Source organism: Halomarina ordinaria, from assembly GCF_030553305.1.
Taxonomy (GTDB): Archaea; Halobacteriota; Halobacteria; order Halobacteriales; family Haloarculaceae; genus Halomarina; species Halomarina ordinaria.
In genome coordinates this window covers 66960-82486 of record NZ_JARRAH010000004.1, presented here as the reverse complement: position 1 = coordinate 82486, position 15527 = coordinate 66960, and the positions used below count along the sequence as shown (strand labels likewise).

Annotated in this window: 16 protein-coding genes; 7 read left to right on the top strand and 9 right to left on the bottom strand. The window is 55.8% G+C overall.

Annotation, left to right across the window (positions count from 1 at the left end; all coding sequences use genetic code 11):
- Positions 1 to 281 precede the first annotated feature (281 nt).
- Together P1Y20_RS17520 and P1Y20_RS17515 are read right to left on the bottom strand one after the other, a co-directional pair.
- The gene (locus P1Y20_RS17520) at positions 282 to 1169 is read right to left on the bottom strand and encodes a DUF8172 family protein (RefSeq protein ID WP_138247028.1); all 888 of its coding nucleotides are present in this window, start codon (positions 1167 to 1169) and stop codon (positions 282 to 284) included.
- A 53-nt stretch (positions 1170 to 1222) separates the two neighbouring features.
- Complete coding sequence (locus P1Y20_RS17515) at positions 1223 to 1519, bottom strand: PadR family transcriptional regulator (RefSeq protein ID WP_004048633.1); 297 nt, start codon at positions 1517 to 1519, stop codon at positions 1223 to 1225.
- Between the two features lie 136 nt (positions 1520 to 1655).
- Between P1Y20_RS17515 and P1Y20_RS17510 the strand changes: the two genes are divergently transcribed.
- Together P1Y20_RS17510 and P1Y20_RS17505 are read left to right on the top strand one after the other, a co-directional pair.
- On the top strand, positions 1656 to 1823 hold the full coding sequence (locus P1Y20_RS17510; protein ID WP_004048632.1) for a DNA-binding protein: 168 nt from the start codon (positions 1656 to 1658) through the stop codon (positions 1821 to 1823).
- A 98-nt stretch (positions 1824 to 1921) separates the two neighbouring features.
- The gene (locus P1Y20_RS17505; protein WP_304449990.1) at positions 1922 to 2482 is read left to right on the top strand and encodes a diadenylate cyclase; all 561 of its coding nucleotides are present in this window, start codon (positions 1922 to 1924) and stop codon (positions 2480 to 2482) included.
- Positions 2483 to 2795: 313 nt separating this feature from the next.
- Here P1Y20_RS17505 and P1Y20_RS17500 read toward each other — a convergent pair whose 3' ends face one another.
- The 4 genes from P1Y20_RS17500 to P1Y20_RS17485 form a co-directional block, all read right to left on the bottom strand.
- Entirely contained in the window at positions 2796 to 3950 is a 1155-nt protein-coding gene (locus P1Y20_RS17500) for a mechanosensitive ion channel family protein (protein ID WP_304449989.1), read from the bottom strand.
- A gap of 70 nt (positions 3951 to 4020) precedes the next feature.
- Positions 4021 to 4905, bottom strand: a complete 885-nt coding sequence (locus P1Y20_RS17495) for a universal stress protein (RefSeq protein ID WP_304449988.1) — start codon at positions 4903 to 4905, stop codon at positions 4021 to 4023.
- Positions 4906 to 5018: 113 nt separating this feature from the next.
- On the bottom strand, positions 5019 to 6668 hold the full coding sequence (locus P1Y20_RS17490; protein ID WP_304449987.1) for a cation:proton antiporter: 1650 nt from the start codon (positions 6666 to 6668) through the stop codon (positions 5019 to 5021).
- Complete coding sequence (locus P1Y20_RS17485; protein ID WP_304449986.1) at positions 6661 to 8367, bottom strand: cation:proton antiporter; 1707 nt, start codon at positions 8365 to 8367, stop codon at positions 6661 to 6663. The genes P1Y20_RS17490 and P1Y20_RS17485 overlap by 8 nt, the downstream gene beginning before the upstream one ends.
- A gap of 196 nt (positions 8368 to 8563) precedes the next feature.
- Between P1Y20_RS17485 and P1Y20_RS17480 the strand changes: the two genes are divergently transcribed.
- Entirely contained in the window at positions 8564 to 8962 is a 399-nt protein-coding gene (locus P1Y20_RS17480; protein ID WP_368662199.1) for a CBS domain-containing protein, read from the top strand.
- Positions 8963 to 9213: 251 nt separating this feature from the next.
- On the opposite strand, the gene P1Y20_RS17475 is transcribed toward P1Y20_RS17480, so the two are convergent.
- Positions 9214 to 10080 (bottom strand): ion transporter, encoded by an 867-nt coding sequence (locus P1Y20_RS17475; RefSeq protein WP_304449984.1) that lies wholly within the window; start codon positions 10078 to 10080, stop codon positions 9214 to 9216.
- Positions 10081 to 10235: 155 nt separating this feature from the next.
- On the opposite strand from P1Y20_RS17475, the gene P1Y20_RS17470 reads away from it, so the two are divergent.
- Together P1Y20_RS17470 and P1Y20_RS17465 are read left to right on the top strand one after the other, a co-directional pair.
- Positions 10236 to 10718, top strand: coding sequence for a cation:proton antiporter regulatory subunit (locus tag P1Y20_RS17470; protein WP_304449983.1), 483 nt, complete (start codon positions 10236 to 10238; stop codon positions 10716 to 10718).
- A 59-nt stretch (positions 10719 to 10777) separates the two neighbouring features.
- A complete protein-coding gene (locus P1Y20_RS17465) occupies positions 10778 to 11977 on the top strand; it encodes a cation:proton antiporter (RefSeq protein ID WP_304449982.1) in 1200 nt (399 codons plus the stop codon).
- An 8-nt stretch (positions 11978 to 11985) separates the two neighbouring features.
- On the opposite strand, the gene P1Y20_RS17460 is transcribed toward P1Y20_RS17465, so the two are convergent.
- Positions 11986 to 12471 carry a cation:proton antiporter regulatory subunit gene (locus P1Y20_RS17460; RefSeq protein ID WP_304449981.1) on the bottom strand — a complete coding sequence of 162 codons (486 nt, stop codon included), beginning with the start codon at positions 12469 to 12471 and terminating at the stop codon, positions 11986 to 11988.
- Positions 12472 to 12600: 129 nt separating this feature from the next.
- Entirely contained in the window at positions 12601 to 13848 is a 1248-nt protein-coding gene (locus tag P1Y20_RS17455; RefSeq protein ID WP_304449980.1) for a magnesium transporter, read from the bottom strand.
- 126 nt (positions 13849 to 13974) lie between these two features.
- Between P1Y20_RS17455 and P1Y20_RS17450 the strand changes: the two genes are divergently transcribed.
- A complete protein-coding gene (locus P1Y20_RS17450) occupies positions 13975 to 14403 on the top strand; it encodes a hypothetical protein (RefSeq protein ID WP_304449979.1) in 429 nt (142 codons plus the stop codon).
- Between the two features lie 71 nt (positions 14404 to 14474).
- Positions 14475 to 15527 (top strand): exodeoxyribonuclease VII large subunit, encoded by a 1053-nt coding sequence (gene xseA / locus P1Y20_RS17445; RefSeq protein ID WP_304449978.1) that lies wholly within the window; start codon positions 14475 to 14477, stop codon positions 15525 to 15527.

Sequence of the window (15527 nt, the reverse complement as noted above, 5' to 3'; positions counted from 1 at the left end):
GGTTGGTGGAGAGCAAATAGCGACACTGTGTAATTTAGGCAGAATCGCTATGCGGTCACCGATTCCACAGTTTTCAGCCAGGAGTACGAAGTTCGGTATACACAGACGCTTCCTCTGATGGGCTACATAGCTACGCCAGCACTAGGTTTATACCGCTTGACGGGCTTCTTTCCGATATGAGCCTCGAAGAGACGGTTGACTACCTCGCCGAGGAACTCGACCTCGAGCGAAGTGAACACGTTCGCGAGGTCGGACAGTCGGTCGCCGAGCTTCGCGACTGATCAGAACATTTCTCTGAAGTCCCGTTCGACGAGCCCGGCCTCCAGATACGTGATGAACTCTTGTTTCGTGGGTCCTTGACGGTCGAGCAGATCGTCCCGTTCTGCTCGTTCGAGAACCGCCTGCGCGAAGTCCGTACAGTGGGATTCGTGCTGCTCAGCGTATTCTGAGAGGGCTTCTCGCCAGTGCATATCAAGCTCGAACTCGGCTAATCGGATTTGAATCCCGTCTTTCCGTTCGACGAGGTCGACGTCCAACTCTTCGAGCTGCTTGAAACGGAGATTGTTCCGGCGGACCGTGATGAGCCGCTTGGAATCGACGATATAGGGATCAACCCACTCTCGCCAGGTATCGTCGTCGACGTGCGTTCGTGGCATCTCAAAATCCGGGTCCACACTCTCAATACAGAACTGCAGCATCGCGATGCTAGTTCGATGATTCGCATTCGGGAGGGAATGTCGGAGGATCAAATTCGCCATCACCTCTCCAGCGACGGTCGGAAGTGGTGCTCCCCAGGAGACGTGATCGAGTGCCTGCTGGATCTTTTGCGGTTCGAACTCCTTGTAGAGCCGGAACTCATCCTCATCTCGAACATCGACCGCGGCTTCGAGCAACTCTACTAATCGGAATGCGACAACCTGCCCAGCACGGGGGAGGTCACGAATACGGTCGCTCAGCCATTCCTGATCGAAGTCGATATCTTGGGCTGATTCGATCTCTGAATCGCCTTCGTAGAGCACATAGACTGGAGCTTCGAAGGGGTACCCGATGAGCTTTGTCGACTCGCCGGATTGCTCTCGCTGAGACAGGATTTCTGCCACCGATGCCGAGCTATATTTGAGTGAGAAATTCTCGGCCTGTGGGTGGTGATAGAAGACGAGCCGAGCCATCTTACTGTGGATTCGTGGGAAGTGGGTAAAGCAGTCCCGTTTTTATAATGACTCTACGACGTAGTGGGTGCGTTCACATCTTCTAAATACTGACTTTCCCACTCACGTCGCGCCTCGATTTCCCGCAATCCGCGTTGCGTGACCGTGTACACGTTCGTCCGCTTGTCGAGTTCACCCTTCTCCAGCAGTCCTTTGTTGACGAGATCGTCGAGATTCGGATAGAGGCGGCCATGATTGATCTCCTGCTCGTAGTAGTCGTCGAGTTCGTCCTTGATTGCGAGCCCATGTGGTTCCTCGAGCCCGGTGGTTACGTACAAGATATCCCGCTGGAACCCAGTTAGATCGTGCATCTGCCTGTTCTCTATTTTTGAGGGGTGGCATATGTTCTCTCTGGTACTCAGATGCCAATATTCGATACGACGAGGCGAGAACCCTGCGTGAGAACTTCGAACCTTTATATGGTGGACAAGAGAAGTCCGCGATGGAATGTCTGACCTAATCGTCAAAGCAGCCGTGAAGGACGCGCTCTCGGACCACAACGTCTCGGCAGATTTCTACGACGCCCTCAACGAAGAGGTCGCCGAACTGCTCGACGACGCCGCCGAGCGTGCCGAGGCCAACGACCGGAAGACGGTCCAGCCCCGCGACCTATAGCCTGACTCCGTACGTCAGACCAGAGCACCAAATCGCAATACGCGGACGGTAGCAAGTGTAGCGGGCGATATTTATGGGTGACTCCACGAAAAATAGGCATGCCTACTCCTGCGTCGTTGGATATCGATTATCAGTCCCATGAACGTGTAATGAAGTTGATTGATATACTCAAGTTCTGTATCGAGGATATCAGTTTGGCGTTCGAGTCTTGGGATGAACCGTACGTCACTGGTCCGGGGCTCTACTTTGCCATCGTCTCGGGACACACGGTGAGGAATCACGCAGATCCGATGGGGGCGAATAGATGGCCCGTATCTACATCTCGTGATGTCCTCGATGACGTCGATAGCTTTTATGAAGCAACGGCTGAGGTTGCTCGCAATCGTGACGGAGCTGTCGTTATCAGTGTGGACGGGATCGTCCAGGAGCAGATGGTCCGATTCCATGATTATTCAGCTGATCCAAATCAGCCAACCGAATCTCACATTCAGTATGCCGATTGGATGGGGTCACGCCATATGAGTGCCGCCGACACGTCTGCGCGGCCTGATGTCGTTACGACGATGACCCTTAGCGCTGAAACAGGGCGCGTAACGGTATTCGACGATGGAGAGTACTCTACGACGCCTCGTGATGAACTCTATCAAGCGTGGCAGTAATCGGAGTTCTTCGTTTCAAATTGGGATGTCGAAGGCCGGTGAATATGTGCTCTCCTTCGAGAATAGTTATAGATATTTAGACGAGGTTATCGACGGAAAGAGGGGTTAACTTCGAGAATTTCCGGATCGTCAGCCATCGAGTGGGCGCAGCTCTGACACAGATACGTGATAATCTTCGCCTCACTCTGGAATCGGACTTCCATTCGTACCCCATCTCCCGATTCACAACGGTTACACTCCATATGAGGGAGACGAATTGACCGCCATTAATGAATTCGGAGAATCGCAGGGACAAGCTGGGGGAGAGATCTACTTAGTTGCTTGATTCATCTGAAAGTGGTTCTTCCCCCTCATTAACGTATGTTCGTTCCTCAGACTGTTGTGGAAAACCATCTTGTTCCGATTCGAGGAAGCTGATTTCCCGCTGCGGGAAGGGGATGACGATGTCTGCGTTGTCGAACTCGTCGTAGACCAGCCGATTAATCTGGTCAATCGCTCGCTGCTCGCTAAAGGGATGGGCAACGTAGGCCCAGAGTTCGAAGATGAGTGCAGAATCACCAAACTCGCGGAACATCACCCGCGGAGAGGGCGAGTCGAGGATAAGTGGAATTTCGTCGCAGACTCCCAGGAGAATCTCTTCGACATCACGGTAGTCTGTTCCATATGCGGCTGTAATCGGAACACGAATTCGCTTTCGTCGCTGTGGTGCTGACTCGTTAACGACCGATGCGGAGTTCAATACCGCGTTCGGGACTGTAATTAGGATATTGTCGCGTGTGAGAACCGTCGTACTCCGAATCCCAATGTCAGTAACCGTCCCTCGCTGGCCGCCCTCCAAGATAATCACGTCTCCGGTATTATAGGTGTCGTCGAAGTATAGCGAAACGCCACCGATCAAATTACCGATGGCTTCCTGTGCAGCCAACCCAAGGATGATCCCGATGATTCCTGCCGACGCGAGAAACGGGGTGATATCAATCTCCCAAATGACGAGGAGGCTGATCCCGGTCCCGAGAACGATGAGGATGGTCCAGAAGTTCTTGAAAATTGGCGAGAATTCATAGTCACTCTCAGTCGCATTCACGGCCTCGATCCACTGGCCTCCGAGGCGTTTTGCTGCTCGCATCCACAGCACGACGAGTATCGAAAGGATGGCACCGACGAGGAAGTAACTCGATTCGACGACCCCGAGAACGCTTAGACTGAGGTAAATCCCGCCAAGAGCCACTGAAACGTACAGAGGCATGTGAATCTCTTGGAAAAAGGCGCGGTTGATCGAGTCGTCTGGCCAGTAGTCTGATTGGTCTAGGAGTTTATGTCCGCCCCACTCAATTAGCCGTGAAAAAAGGTATGAGATGACGAGGATAGCGATGACGAGTAGCCACGGCCGGTCACTGAGGGGGATGTCGCTAGCGGTTTGGAGTAGAAATTCTGGGCTGTGAGAGATATCGAACAATGTCCTGTCCATAGTTGATTCCGGTATAAGTGTGTAGTGAGTGGCTCTCGAACTCATTTCGGACTTCCGGTTTCCGCCACCGTTAGAAACGAAGTATTTCACGTCGGAGGTGTGAGATGAACCGTGTCAGTCGAGAGGGGATATTTCGGTGCTCTTTGACCATCAGCACCGAGCTAGCCGATCGTCGCCCCACCTGTTCAGGGAGCGATCCGATAACAGAACGGCGGAAGAGGTCTTCAGACGTCGCCCCGAGAACAACGAGATCAACGTCTTTCGATTGGTCGACTATTGTGTCACCAACGGAGTCACTCTCCACGATTTCTTGAGTAATCACTGGAACGCCAGTAAATCCGCCGATAACACCCTCTAACATCGTTTCTTTCTCGTCACGTGTATCTGTTGTTTCGTTGGGTGAGTGGACGACGATGACACGGATTTCGGCATCGTGAACGCGAGCGAGAGAGCCTGCTACGGTTGCAGCCAGTTTGGTGTTCGGACCCCCAGCGACGGGAAGCAGAATTTGTTGTAGCTCTTCATCGCCGTCCATCCGTTTAACGAGTACGTCGCACGAGGCCTTTCGAAGCACCTGATCGAGATGGGAACCTAAGATTATGTCCCGTCGACGTGGACGCCCTCGCCAGCCCATGAGAATCGTCTCGATGCCCTGCTCTTCTGCAACGCTGAGAATTCCGCTCGCTATCGAGCGAGCAAAACGAATGCGGCTCGATACCTGGATAGCGGGATCGCTGACGAGATCAGCAGCATAGTCGAGAATCTCACGCTCGTCGGTGACGAGTCGCTCTCCTTCAGAAAGCGGTACCTGCTCGGGAACTCTGATCACCGTCAGCACCTCGAGTGGACGTCCGGTGTCAGTCGCGATATCCGCAGCCGTCGAGACGAGTTGGTCTGCCGTCTCTGGATTTGCGATTGGAACGAGAATCGGCCCCTGGGTGGTCGAATCAGTCATTACGTATTGAATGTTTCACACTGGGTTTAGGGGTTCGGTCCGACCGATATGGGAGAGGAGTGTACGAATTCACAACGAGGCTGGGTGGGCTCCATCCCAAGGTTCTGTCATCACTATCGAAATTCCAGGTCCTGGTGTAAGCGGCGTTTGTTCCGTGACCGCAACTCTTCGAGCGACACGTCTTCGGTGAGTACCGTTCGAATCTTTTCCAGGAGCTGTTCCGAGGCGAGGAAGTCGGGAACGATAACGTACTCTGCACCAGCTTCCAGCAATTCTCCCGCTTCATCGACGCGGTCCGACCGAAGGATGATATCCGCATCCGTCTCTAATCCGAGGATTTGGCTAGAAAGCTGTCGGTCGGAGACTGTCGAGAGAATCAATTGCGCTTCATCGGCGTTCGCTCGTTCCCAGGTTTCGCTGCTGACTGCATCGCCGAAAATGTGATTCTCGTGGGTTGTGGCCAATTCGTGCCTGTCCGGATCGTGTTCGACCACGACAACGGGTTGGCCTTCATCTTCACACGTCCGCGCCGCAAGCGTTCCGAGTCGGCCGTATCCAACGATAATGACGTGGTTTGTCAGAGATGAGTCGACGGAACTTCGGTTATTCAGTTTGGAGTGCGTCGATTCCAGCGGCAGAATCCGCATCAGGATTCGGTATAGTGGCTCGCTGTACTGACGCGTCGCGGTTGACGTGATCATTGTGAGTGCCGCCACGAGGATAATCGCCTCGAAGACGTCCGGTTGAATCCGCTCGAGTATCAACGCCTGGATAGCGATGATGAGGGTGAATTCACTCACCTGATCGAGCCCGAAGCTCGTCAACGATGCCGTTCTGGTTTCGTATCCCTGATAGAGAAGTGCGTAGATCGTCACTAGGGGCTTGAGTACGACGATTACGAACAGCAGTACTCCAGCGAACAGCAGTGCTCGTGGTGTGGGGACTGTAATCAGACTACCAACGGTGACAAAGAATACCGCAGCGAAGAAATCGTCGAACGACTCGAGACCCGCTTCGAGCGCCAATTTGTCCGGGAAGTCCCGTGTGATCGCCAGTCCGGCGGCGAACGCTCCGACGACGATCGAGATGCCGGTTAGCTCGGCGAGGCTGATGAACCCGAGGAGGAGCGCGACTCCGGTCAAGATGATGAGTTCGTCGGAGTCTCCCGACAGCGAGACGAGAAGATCGAACACGTACACTCGAACGAGCGCTGCGACGAGGAGGATAACGACGCCGTACCCGAGTTTGAGCGCAATACCATCAGGAGTGAACACGTCCGCGCTCAACACGAGGATGAGCACGACTGCGAACAGGTCCTGCGCAAAATGTATCGACGAGATGAGGCGTCCCTGAATGAGATTACGACGAATGTCGTGTACCGCAAGCTCTCGGCCGACGAGTGAGGAACTGAGTGCAGCTGCACTCGCGAAGTAGACTGCGTTCAACGTGTCGAGTCCGAATACGAGTCCCAAGCCGAATACGAGACTACCGATCAGCAGGACTTGGAGGGCAGCGACGTGCTCGCTGTCACGTGCAACGGCCCGAAACCGCCCTGGTTCGACTTCAACACCGAAGGTGAACACGAGGAATGCGACTCCCCATTGTGCGAGCTCAAGGGTGGTCCCTTGCGGGATAAACGGCGCCAGTATTACTCCCACGATGATATAGATCGGCACTGCGGGTATCCCCAGTCGCGTCGCAAACACGAGGAAAATGGCGGCGACGATGAAGATTGCGCCGAGGGGCGTCAGGAGCTCAACCATCGAACTCACCTCGGACCCAGCGGAGGTGGCCAATGTCGCTGTCTACCACCGACCAGAACTCCTCCGGTTCGTTGAAATACCGACGCAGGTGGTCGGCCAGTTTTTCACTTGTGAGGGCGGTACTGAGGATGACGTATTGGGCACCGCGGTCGTATAGGTCCGCTGCGTCTTCTGTTGACTCGGCCTCGGCGAAGACGACCGTCTCGTCCCCAACCTCCTTGAGGAGGATTCGGTTGATATCTGGTTCGACTGTCGAACTCAACACGAACGCGGCTCGCTTGAGTCCGGCGCCGTTTCGGATCTCGCCGTGTTTGAAATCGCCGTAGATGTACTCGTAATCGGCGGACTGATGGATCTCTGCGTGGGCTGGATTCCGATCGACGACGACGACATCCCTGAAGTGCTCCTGGAGTAACGGTAATGCGGCACGAATAATCTCGTCGTATCCGACGACGACGGCGTGATCTCGATAGACGTGGAGATCGACATCCTGTTTTTCCTCGCTCTCAAAACGTGCTAGATACGGCTTGATCCGCTCGTAAATCTCGTAGTTGTAGTTAATGAGGTACGTCGAGAGACTCATCGTGACGATCGCCATCAGGCTGAGGTACCCCAGTATCGACGCGTCGATGAAACCCTGAGTAACTGCAAGAGCGCCGACGACGAGCGAGAACTCGCTCACCTGAGCCATATTGAGGCTCCCGATGAACGACGTTTCCGGCGTGAACTGTTCGCGGTCGATGAGATAGAAGATGATCAGGAAGTTTCCGACCATAAGTGCGGCCGATGCGATCAACGCTTCCACCCAGTAGGCCAGGAGGTTATCCGCAGCGAGCTGGAGGCCAATGCTGGTGAAGAACACGACCATAAAGAAGTCGGTGATCGGCCGAACTCGCTCCGTGAGTTCGCTCGTGTATGGAACCTGTGCGAGACTTAGTCCTGCGAGAAACGCACCGACTTCGAGTGAGAGGTCGAGCTGTTCGGTCCCGAGAATGAAGACAAACGCCCATGCGATACCGACGATGAAAAACGCCCGTCTGTCGTCGGCGACGGCCCTGAACAGCGACGGGAGGAGATACCGTGCGGAGAGATACGAGACGATGCCGATCCCACTCATCAACAGGAGTATCGTCCCGACGCTGACGGCGATTTCTTGGGGATTCGAGAGTGAGTCGGCGCTCAGAACCGCGAGGAGAATGACGAGATAGATGTCCTGAATGATGAGGACACCGACGTCGATCTTTCCCGGAAGTGTCGCTAGTTCATCTTTGTCGGAAAGCAGTTTCACGATGATCGGTGTCGCCCCGAAGACGGTCGCTAACGCGATAATCGTCGTTTCGAGTAGCGTGAATCCCAGCGCGAAAGCGACGACGAATGCGAGTGCAGTCTGGAGAATTGTCTGCCAGATAGCGATGTTGACGATGGGACGGAGGATCTCGCGGATGTCGTCGATACGCATCTTCATCCCGATGAGGAAGAGGAGAAATCCGAGTCCGAGCTCGCTCATCAAGACTACGAGTTCCGATTGGGAAACGACGTTGAGGAAGACTGGGCCGAGAACGAGCCCGGTAAAGATGTACGCGACGATCGTCGGCTGGCCCGTCAATCGGGCGATGTAACTCAGTAGTACCGCTGTGATGATAATGACCGCAAAGTCCGTTGCAAAGGGGAGTGACCCAGTCTGGAGAAGCCCAATCACATGCGGAGTGTACGTCCCGGCCTCAATGAGTATACTGATTTAAGCGGCTGCCCGGTCCCCGTATAGCGAGTAGGCGCTTTTCCTGAGAGGATGTCGTGGTCCCCACGCTCATTGAGTCAGGGATTTCGACAGATTCGGGTGATCTCTATGGGGTCCTCCCACAGGCTATAAATTCGTGCTGACACTCTCAGCACTCATGATTCCATTTTACATTGGAGCAGTTATGCGCAAGCGGGCAGTGGAACTGGAGAAGGAGCGGAAGGCTGCCCGGGCAGTTGAGAAGCTGACCGAATCGGACACTGATTTAGTGGTTGTGACGGAGAATGGCGAACCGCTTGGTGTCTTCGCCCATACGGAGGTGGTTGAGTTAGTCGATGATGAGACGGGTGTCTCCGCTACGTCACTTGGAGACTGTCCACTATCACCGGTCGTGACGGTCGACGAATCGGAGAGCCTCGAGACAGCGGCCGCGATGATGAAAGAAAATAACCTGCGGTATCTGCTCGTCACGAAGGCGAATGAGATCGTTGGTTACCTCACTGATCGTGAAATCTCCAAAGCAGTCGCGAAGTCTGAGGGTAAGTCATCCAAGTAGGTCCGAATATGCCAACCACATATTTCTGAGTGTGAACACCAGCAGAAATACGAGGAAGGCAAAAGTCGCATATTCAGTTTGACCGAATACCCACAGACCCGCAGCTAGAACGAGAATCCCCAATACATACGGATTGAGATTATATGCGACAATTTCACTCAGGACCCCGTCGTTATCGGTACTTCTCATTGGATACACTCCATTAAACCCGAGAGAGATATTATGTATGGTTGGATCACATCCATCTCAAATCACTGTTTTTGTTCCAGTTCGTCGTGAACATGGGATTTGGGAGGTTCGTCGATGAGATCGTCGACTTCCTCGCCGCAGTGAGGACAATACTGTGGTCCTTGCCGTCGGCGCTCCAGTTCCTCGACAAATCCAGATGCGACGATACCAGCAGGGAGTGCAAACAGCGCAATACCGAGGAGTGCGACTGTCGCCCCGAGTGCACGTCCGACTGGTGTCACGGGGACGACGTCGCCGTATCCCACTGTCGTCAGCGTGACGATGCCCCACCAGATTGCGGCCGGAATGCTGGAAAACACCTCGGGCTGTGCGGCCCGCTCGACATAGTACATGAGGCTAGAAACGAAGACCAACCAGATGCTCATCACGAGGACGGTGATCAGCAATTCCTCCGATTTTCGCCGGAAAACGTTCGTGATCAGCGTCAGCGAATTCGAGTATCGCGCAATCTTCAGCAGTCGGAACAGCCGGAAGATCCGAAGCATCCGTTCTGCACCCTGCTCTCCGAGCACGATCGGGAGGTAGAACGGGAAGATCGCGATTAGGTCGATAAGCGCGTAGGGGGAGAGCATGAACCGGATACGACCACGAATCGGGCTCGAGTAGCGCTCGTCGACCGTACACGACCAGACGCGGAGGAGGTACTCGACCGTGAACACACCAACAGCGAACACGTCGAAGGCAGCGAAGAGCTGGCCGTATCGGGCACCGATCCATGACACCGTCCCCGCAATAAACGTCGCGACGTTGAGGACGATAAGTGCCATAATGAAGAGATTCGTCCCCAAAGAGAGCCAACTTTCTCTATGCCTCCCGTCGAGCAGAAGGTAGACACGCTCTTTCGGCGGCCGAGACGGATCCATCGCCATTATTTACTGCTTACTCAATTGAACGATCGATATAAGAGCGCTGGTATGACCGTAATCCCGGAGAGACGTGAACCAAGGAAGATCGGGTAAATTGCGTTTCGTTTTGATGCCGGTGTCGTCCGAACAATGATTACGCTGCTCGGTCCACTATGGATATGAAGGTTTTCGAGACACAGCTCCCCGGCGTCGGACGACGTTACCAGATCTCGTTTCCCGACGGAGGAGTCTTCACGATCGTCGTCCACAACGACGGAAAACGAAGCGCCTTTTGGCGAGATGAACCGGACGCCGACGGCGAGGAACTGTTCACGACGAATGAGCGCGACGCAGAGAAGATTGCGGAGATATTCGAAGGCGTCTTTTTCGATCCCGTCTCCGACGACCTCGACGACGCGCTCTCGGGCGCTCGAATCAAATGGGTGGCCATCCCAGATGATTCACCGGTTGTCGGACGGACGATTGGCGATGTCGGTATTCGGACCCAGACGGGTGTCTCTGTCCTTGCTGTCGAACGCGGTGGACAGACGATCGCGAATCCGACACCAGACACACAGCTACTAACAGATGACGTTCTGGTCGTCGTCGGTGATGACGACGCACACCAAGCGCTCGAAGAGCTGCTCTCGAAACCCAAATAGTCCATTAAAAGGAAGCCACCACCGGAACAATAATTCACCTGTAGATACCGGTCATATCCGTGGCTACGACGAGTCTCATACTTTCGGCTGGTATCTTTCTTACAGTCCTCACGATTGGTGGCTTGATTGCCGTTCGTGTCGGCCAGTCGGTCATCCCCGCGTACATCCTCGTCGGCATTCTCATTGGCCCGTTCGCGCCCTCGATCGGGGGTGTCTCTCTCACGGTAGTCGACTCGACGGAGTTCATCCGACTACTGGCCGATCTCGGTGTGATCTTCCTGCTGTTCTTCGTCGGCCTGGAGCTGAGCCTGACGTCGCTGATCCAGAAGCGCTCGCAGTTCTTCCGTGCCGGCGCAATCGACGTCGGCGTCAGTTTCCCGCTCGGTATCGTCGTCGGTCTTCTCTTTGGGTTCACCCTCCTCGAGTCACTGTTCATCGGGCTGATTGCGTTCAACTCGTCGACGGTCATTATCGCCAAATCCCTCCTTGACCTGGAGTGGATCGTTAATCCGGAGAGCGAAGGGATTCTCGGCGTGATAGTCATTGAAGACGTGCTCACCGCCGCTGTGTTCGCAATCCTCTCTGCTGTCCTCCTGGGCGCTGCCGACATTGCTTCACTCGGTCGGACACTCGGACAGGCAGCGATCGTGTTAGTGGTACTGACGCTGTTCGCCTACTACGGCGGTGAGTGGCTCGATAGAATGTTCGATATCCGGTCGAGCGAACTATTCCTCCTCGGCGTCCTCGGTGTGACTACGCTCGTGGCCGGTCTCGGTTTCGCTGCCGGTGTCAGTGACGCTATCGTGGCGTTCCTCGTCGGCCTGGCGTTTGGACAGACATCGCACGTCGAGCGTATCGAGAGTAAACTCGCCCCGAGCCGTGACCTCTTCGCGGCGGTGTTCTTCTTCGTCATCGGTCTCCAGACCGATCCGCGACTCGTGCTCTCGGTCGCGGGGTTCGTTCTTGTTGCCGTCGTCGTCACGGTGTTCGGGCAGATTGTGAGTGGGTTCTTCGCCGGTCGGAGCTTCGGTCTCTCGATTGAGCAGGCATCGAGGATGGCGAGTGCGCTCGCTCCCCGCGGGGAGTTCTCGCTGGTGATCGCCGCGTTCCTCGTCACTGCGGGGACCACAGACGCTCTCAGGGAAACGATCCCGGCGTTCACCGTCGGGTACGTCCTGCTCACGAGTATCCTCGGCACGATACTCATGCGGAACGCACATCTCATCGAACGGGTAGCACGTACGTTCCACACCGAGTGACGACGCGATCAGGGACCGCGTTCGACCAAATCGTCCAGAGCCGCGTGCTCTTCACGTGTCCCGATAGCAACGAGGATATCCTCGCTGTGGAGTTCGAAATCAGCTCCCGGATTCGGTATCGTTTCGGTATCCCGCTGAACGGCGATTACCGTCGTGCCTGTTTGGCGTTTGATTTTGCTTTCCTCGAGTGTCTGTCCTGCGATAGGCGAGTCCTCAGGGATGTCGATCCATTCGATGATAGCGTCACCGAGCGGGACGGTTAGTTCATCCACGTTCACCGACTCGAAGTACGCCCCTTCGAGGATCGACCCGAGTTTGTTCGCTTCCTCTCCCGTCAGGTCAAGGAGTTTCTCACCGTTCGCTTCACGGTTGGGCCGTTTATAGAGTTCACACCGGCCGTCGTGATGGATGACGACCGATGCAAGACTGTCATCAGCTAATTCAAGGTCGAATTTGCGGCCAACCCCGGGGAGGTCGGTCTCGTAGACGGTCATACCGACTCTCCGTCAGCCGTCCGAATAATACTGTGGCCTCACAACAGCGTGTAAACTCGCAAAGATCACTGGGGCATCCGGGCCGTGACTTCAGAGGTTCATAATTGCCAGCAAACTGAAGGAGAGAGTTCAGAGAACGGATTGCGCCAATCCGAGAAAGATGAAGAACCCGAGAACGTCCGTCGCCGTCGTGATGAAGATCGTCGCCGACGTCGCGGGATCCTTGCCGATACGTTCGAGCACCAGGGGAATCGTCGTTCCGAAGAACCCGGCGATGATGAGGTTCAGGATCATCGAGACCCCGAGCACGAGCCCCAGCAGCGGACTCTGATTGAATACCGACGCTATCGCTGCGACGAGGACACCGGTGATGAGGCCGTTCGCTCCACCTGCGATGATTTCGTTGATCACCGCTCGACGCCCGGTCGACAGCGAGACCTGTTCGAGTGCGATGCCACGGACGGTCACCGCCATTGACTGCGTCCCGGCGTTCCCACCCATCCCGGCGACGACGGGCATGTACACGGCCAGGAGCGTGAACGCAGCGATCGTGTCCTCGAAGAAGCCAACCGCCGCAGCGGCAAGAAACGCTGTCCCGAGATTGATGATCAACCACTTGTACCGGTACCGAACCTTCGTGAGTGGCCCGTCGAGAATGCTCTCCTCTTCTCGAACCCCGGTGAATTCGTAAAGCGTCTCCCCGGCTTCCTCTTCGATGACCCGGAGGAGGTCTCCGGCGTAGATAACCCCTAGAATGGTTCGGTCGTCGTCGAGGACTGCGACTGAGCTCTCCGGATGCTCTCGGAGCACGTCGACGACCTCCGTGTCTGGTGTATCGTACGTTACAGCAGGCGTTTCCTGGACGTAGTCATGGAGGTCGACGTCGTCGGTGTCTGCCATCGCGAGCGCTTGCCCGGGAAGTTCGCCGACGAGTTCGTCGTCCTCGGTCACGAAGATCGTCGGCACGTTCCCCGTTCGGTCCTCGTATCGCTGTACTCGGTGGGCGACGTCGTCGATATCCCTAGTCGCATCGACCGTGACGTAGTCCAGGTGCATCAAGCCAGCAGCACTCTCCGGACTGAATTCGAGCAGGAACTCGGCCTTCTCTCGGCGATCCTCGTCGAGTCTTTGCAGGACGTCTGTTCTCGTGGTTTCGTCCGCGAATCCGAGAACGTCAGCTACCTCGTCGGGGTCGAGCCGGCGAACGAATCGCTGGAGCTCTTCTCCGGTCAGATCCTCGACGAGCGATTCCTGAAGTGTCTGTGGAAGCAGAAAGAACACGTCCCGCTGTCGACTTCGACTCAGTTGGCTAAATTCTGCTGTGGGATGGGACGAAGCCGCAATCTCCTGCTGAATCTCTGCTAAATCCTCCGCCATAGGTCAGTACTGGCGGTAGTATCCGGAGTGTGTTGAAGCTTCATAGATTCTGCACACTCATCTTCCGAGCGACTGCGCCTGTGGGACAAATATACATTTAACCCCCGGCATCGCTAGCGGTAGTGAATGAACGTTCTCGTTCCTGTCCAATATCCTCTCACGGAGACGAATAGACGGGCCATCCGCCGCGGCCAGGACTTAACCGACGGTCGTGAAGGAACTGAACTGTTGATTTTCCACCTTAACCAAGTTCTAGAGGACCGTCGTGTCAGTCGGAAAGAGCTCCGAGCCGCGGTTGAATCTGCAGTGGGGGAGATCGACGCAAACTACGTTATTCGAGATGGGTTCTTTGTAGAGGAAGCGGTCATCGAGATCGCGATCGAATTCGAGATGGATATGATCGTCCTCAGCGAGCAGCGACGGAATCGATGGCAACGTCTCCTCAGCGTGATGTTCGGGATAGAGCGAGACCCAGAGGAAGTGATCGAGGAAGCGACGGGTATCGAAGTAACAGTGATCCGGGATCTAGATGCCGAAAACGCCGAGCATGAATGACGGTTTATCCACTCGAACCATCAACTGAAGGTACCTTTTTGAGGATGCTGTCCAGAATTTAATAGACGGAAATGGCGGACGCACCGGATACCGAACGGCAGGCGGTCGAACCCGATGCGAGAGAGGTCCTTAGCGTGTCCCAGCTGAACGGCCGAATCGCGTCGGTCGTCCAGGACACGCCTGCCCTCAACGGCGTCCGCTGTATCGGCGAAGTCACCGACCTTCACAAGAACAGCACGGCGCTCTACTTCACGCTCACCGACGGCGACGCCGAACTCCCCTGTATGATTTGGGCGAACCGTTACCGGGAGATGGACGCCGACCTCGAGGACGGGACCGAAGTCATCCTCGAAGGCGATATCGACTACTGGACAGAGGGCGGGAAAATCGACCTCAAACCGTGGGAGGTGATCGTCGTCGGCGACGGCGACCAGGCGGCTGCCGTCGAGCGACTGCGAAGCGAACTCGAAGAGCGTGGCTGGTTCGACGACGAGCAGAAACAGCAACCGCCGGCGTTCCCGGAGCGGATCGGCGTCGTCACGTCCCTTCGAGGAGACGCTCGGTACGACATCCAGAACGCGATCCACGGACAGGACCCCACCGTCGACATCCTGGTGAAGGACGCAACCGTCCAGGGGTCGAACGCGCCGACGTCCATCGCGAACGGCATTCACCATCTCGACCGCTCGGAGGACGTCGACGCCATCATCGTCGGTCGGGGCGGTGGGAGCGATTCGAACCTCCAAGCCTTCAACACCGAGCGGGTTGCGGAGGCGATCTTCACCGCGAATACCCCGGTGGTCACCGCGATTGGACACACCGATGACCGGCTCATCGCGGATCAGGTGGCGGACGTCGCGACGATCACGCCGACCGCCGCCGGCGAGTACATCGTGAACTCCCGCCAAGAGTTCCTTGCGAGTGAGATCGAGCCGCTGGAGCAACAGCTCGACGCCGCGTACGAGACCTTCCAGCAGGAGCACGAACACGAACAGGAGCTCGCCGAAGCAGTTGGTGAAGCGACCGCACCCGAGGGCCTCCCACCGATTTACTACAAGGCCGCGATCGTCATGCTGCTGTTGCTGTTATTGGTCATCACCGGGCTTTGGCTGGGGGTGATCTAA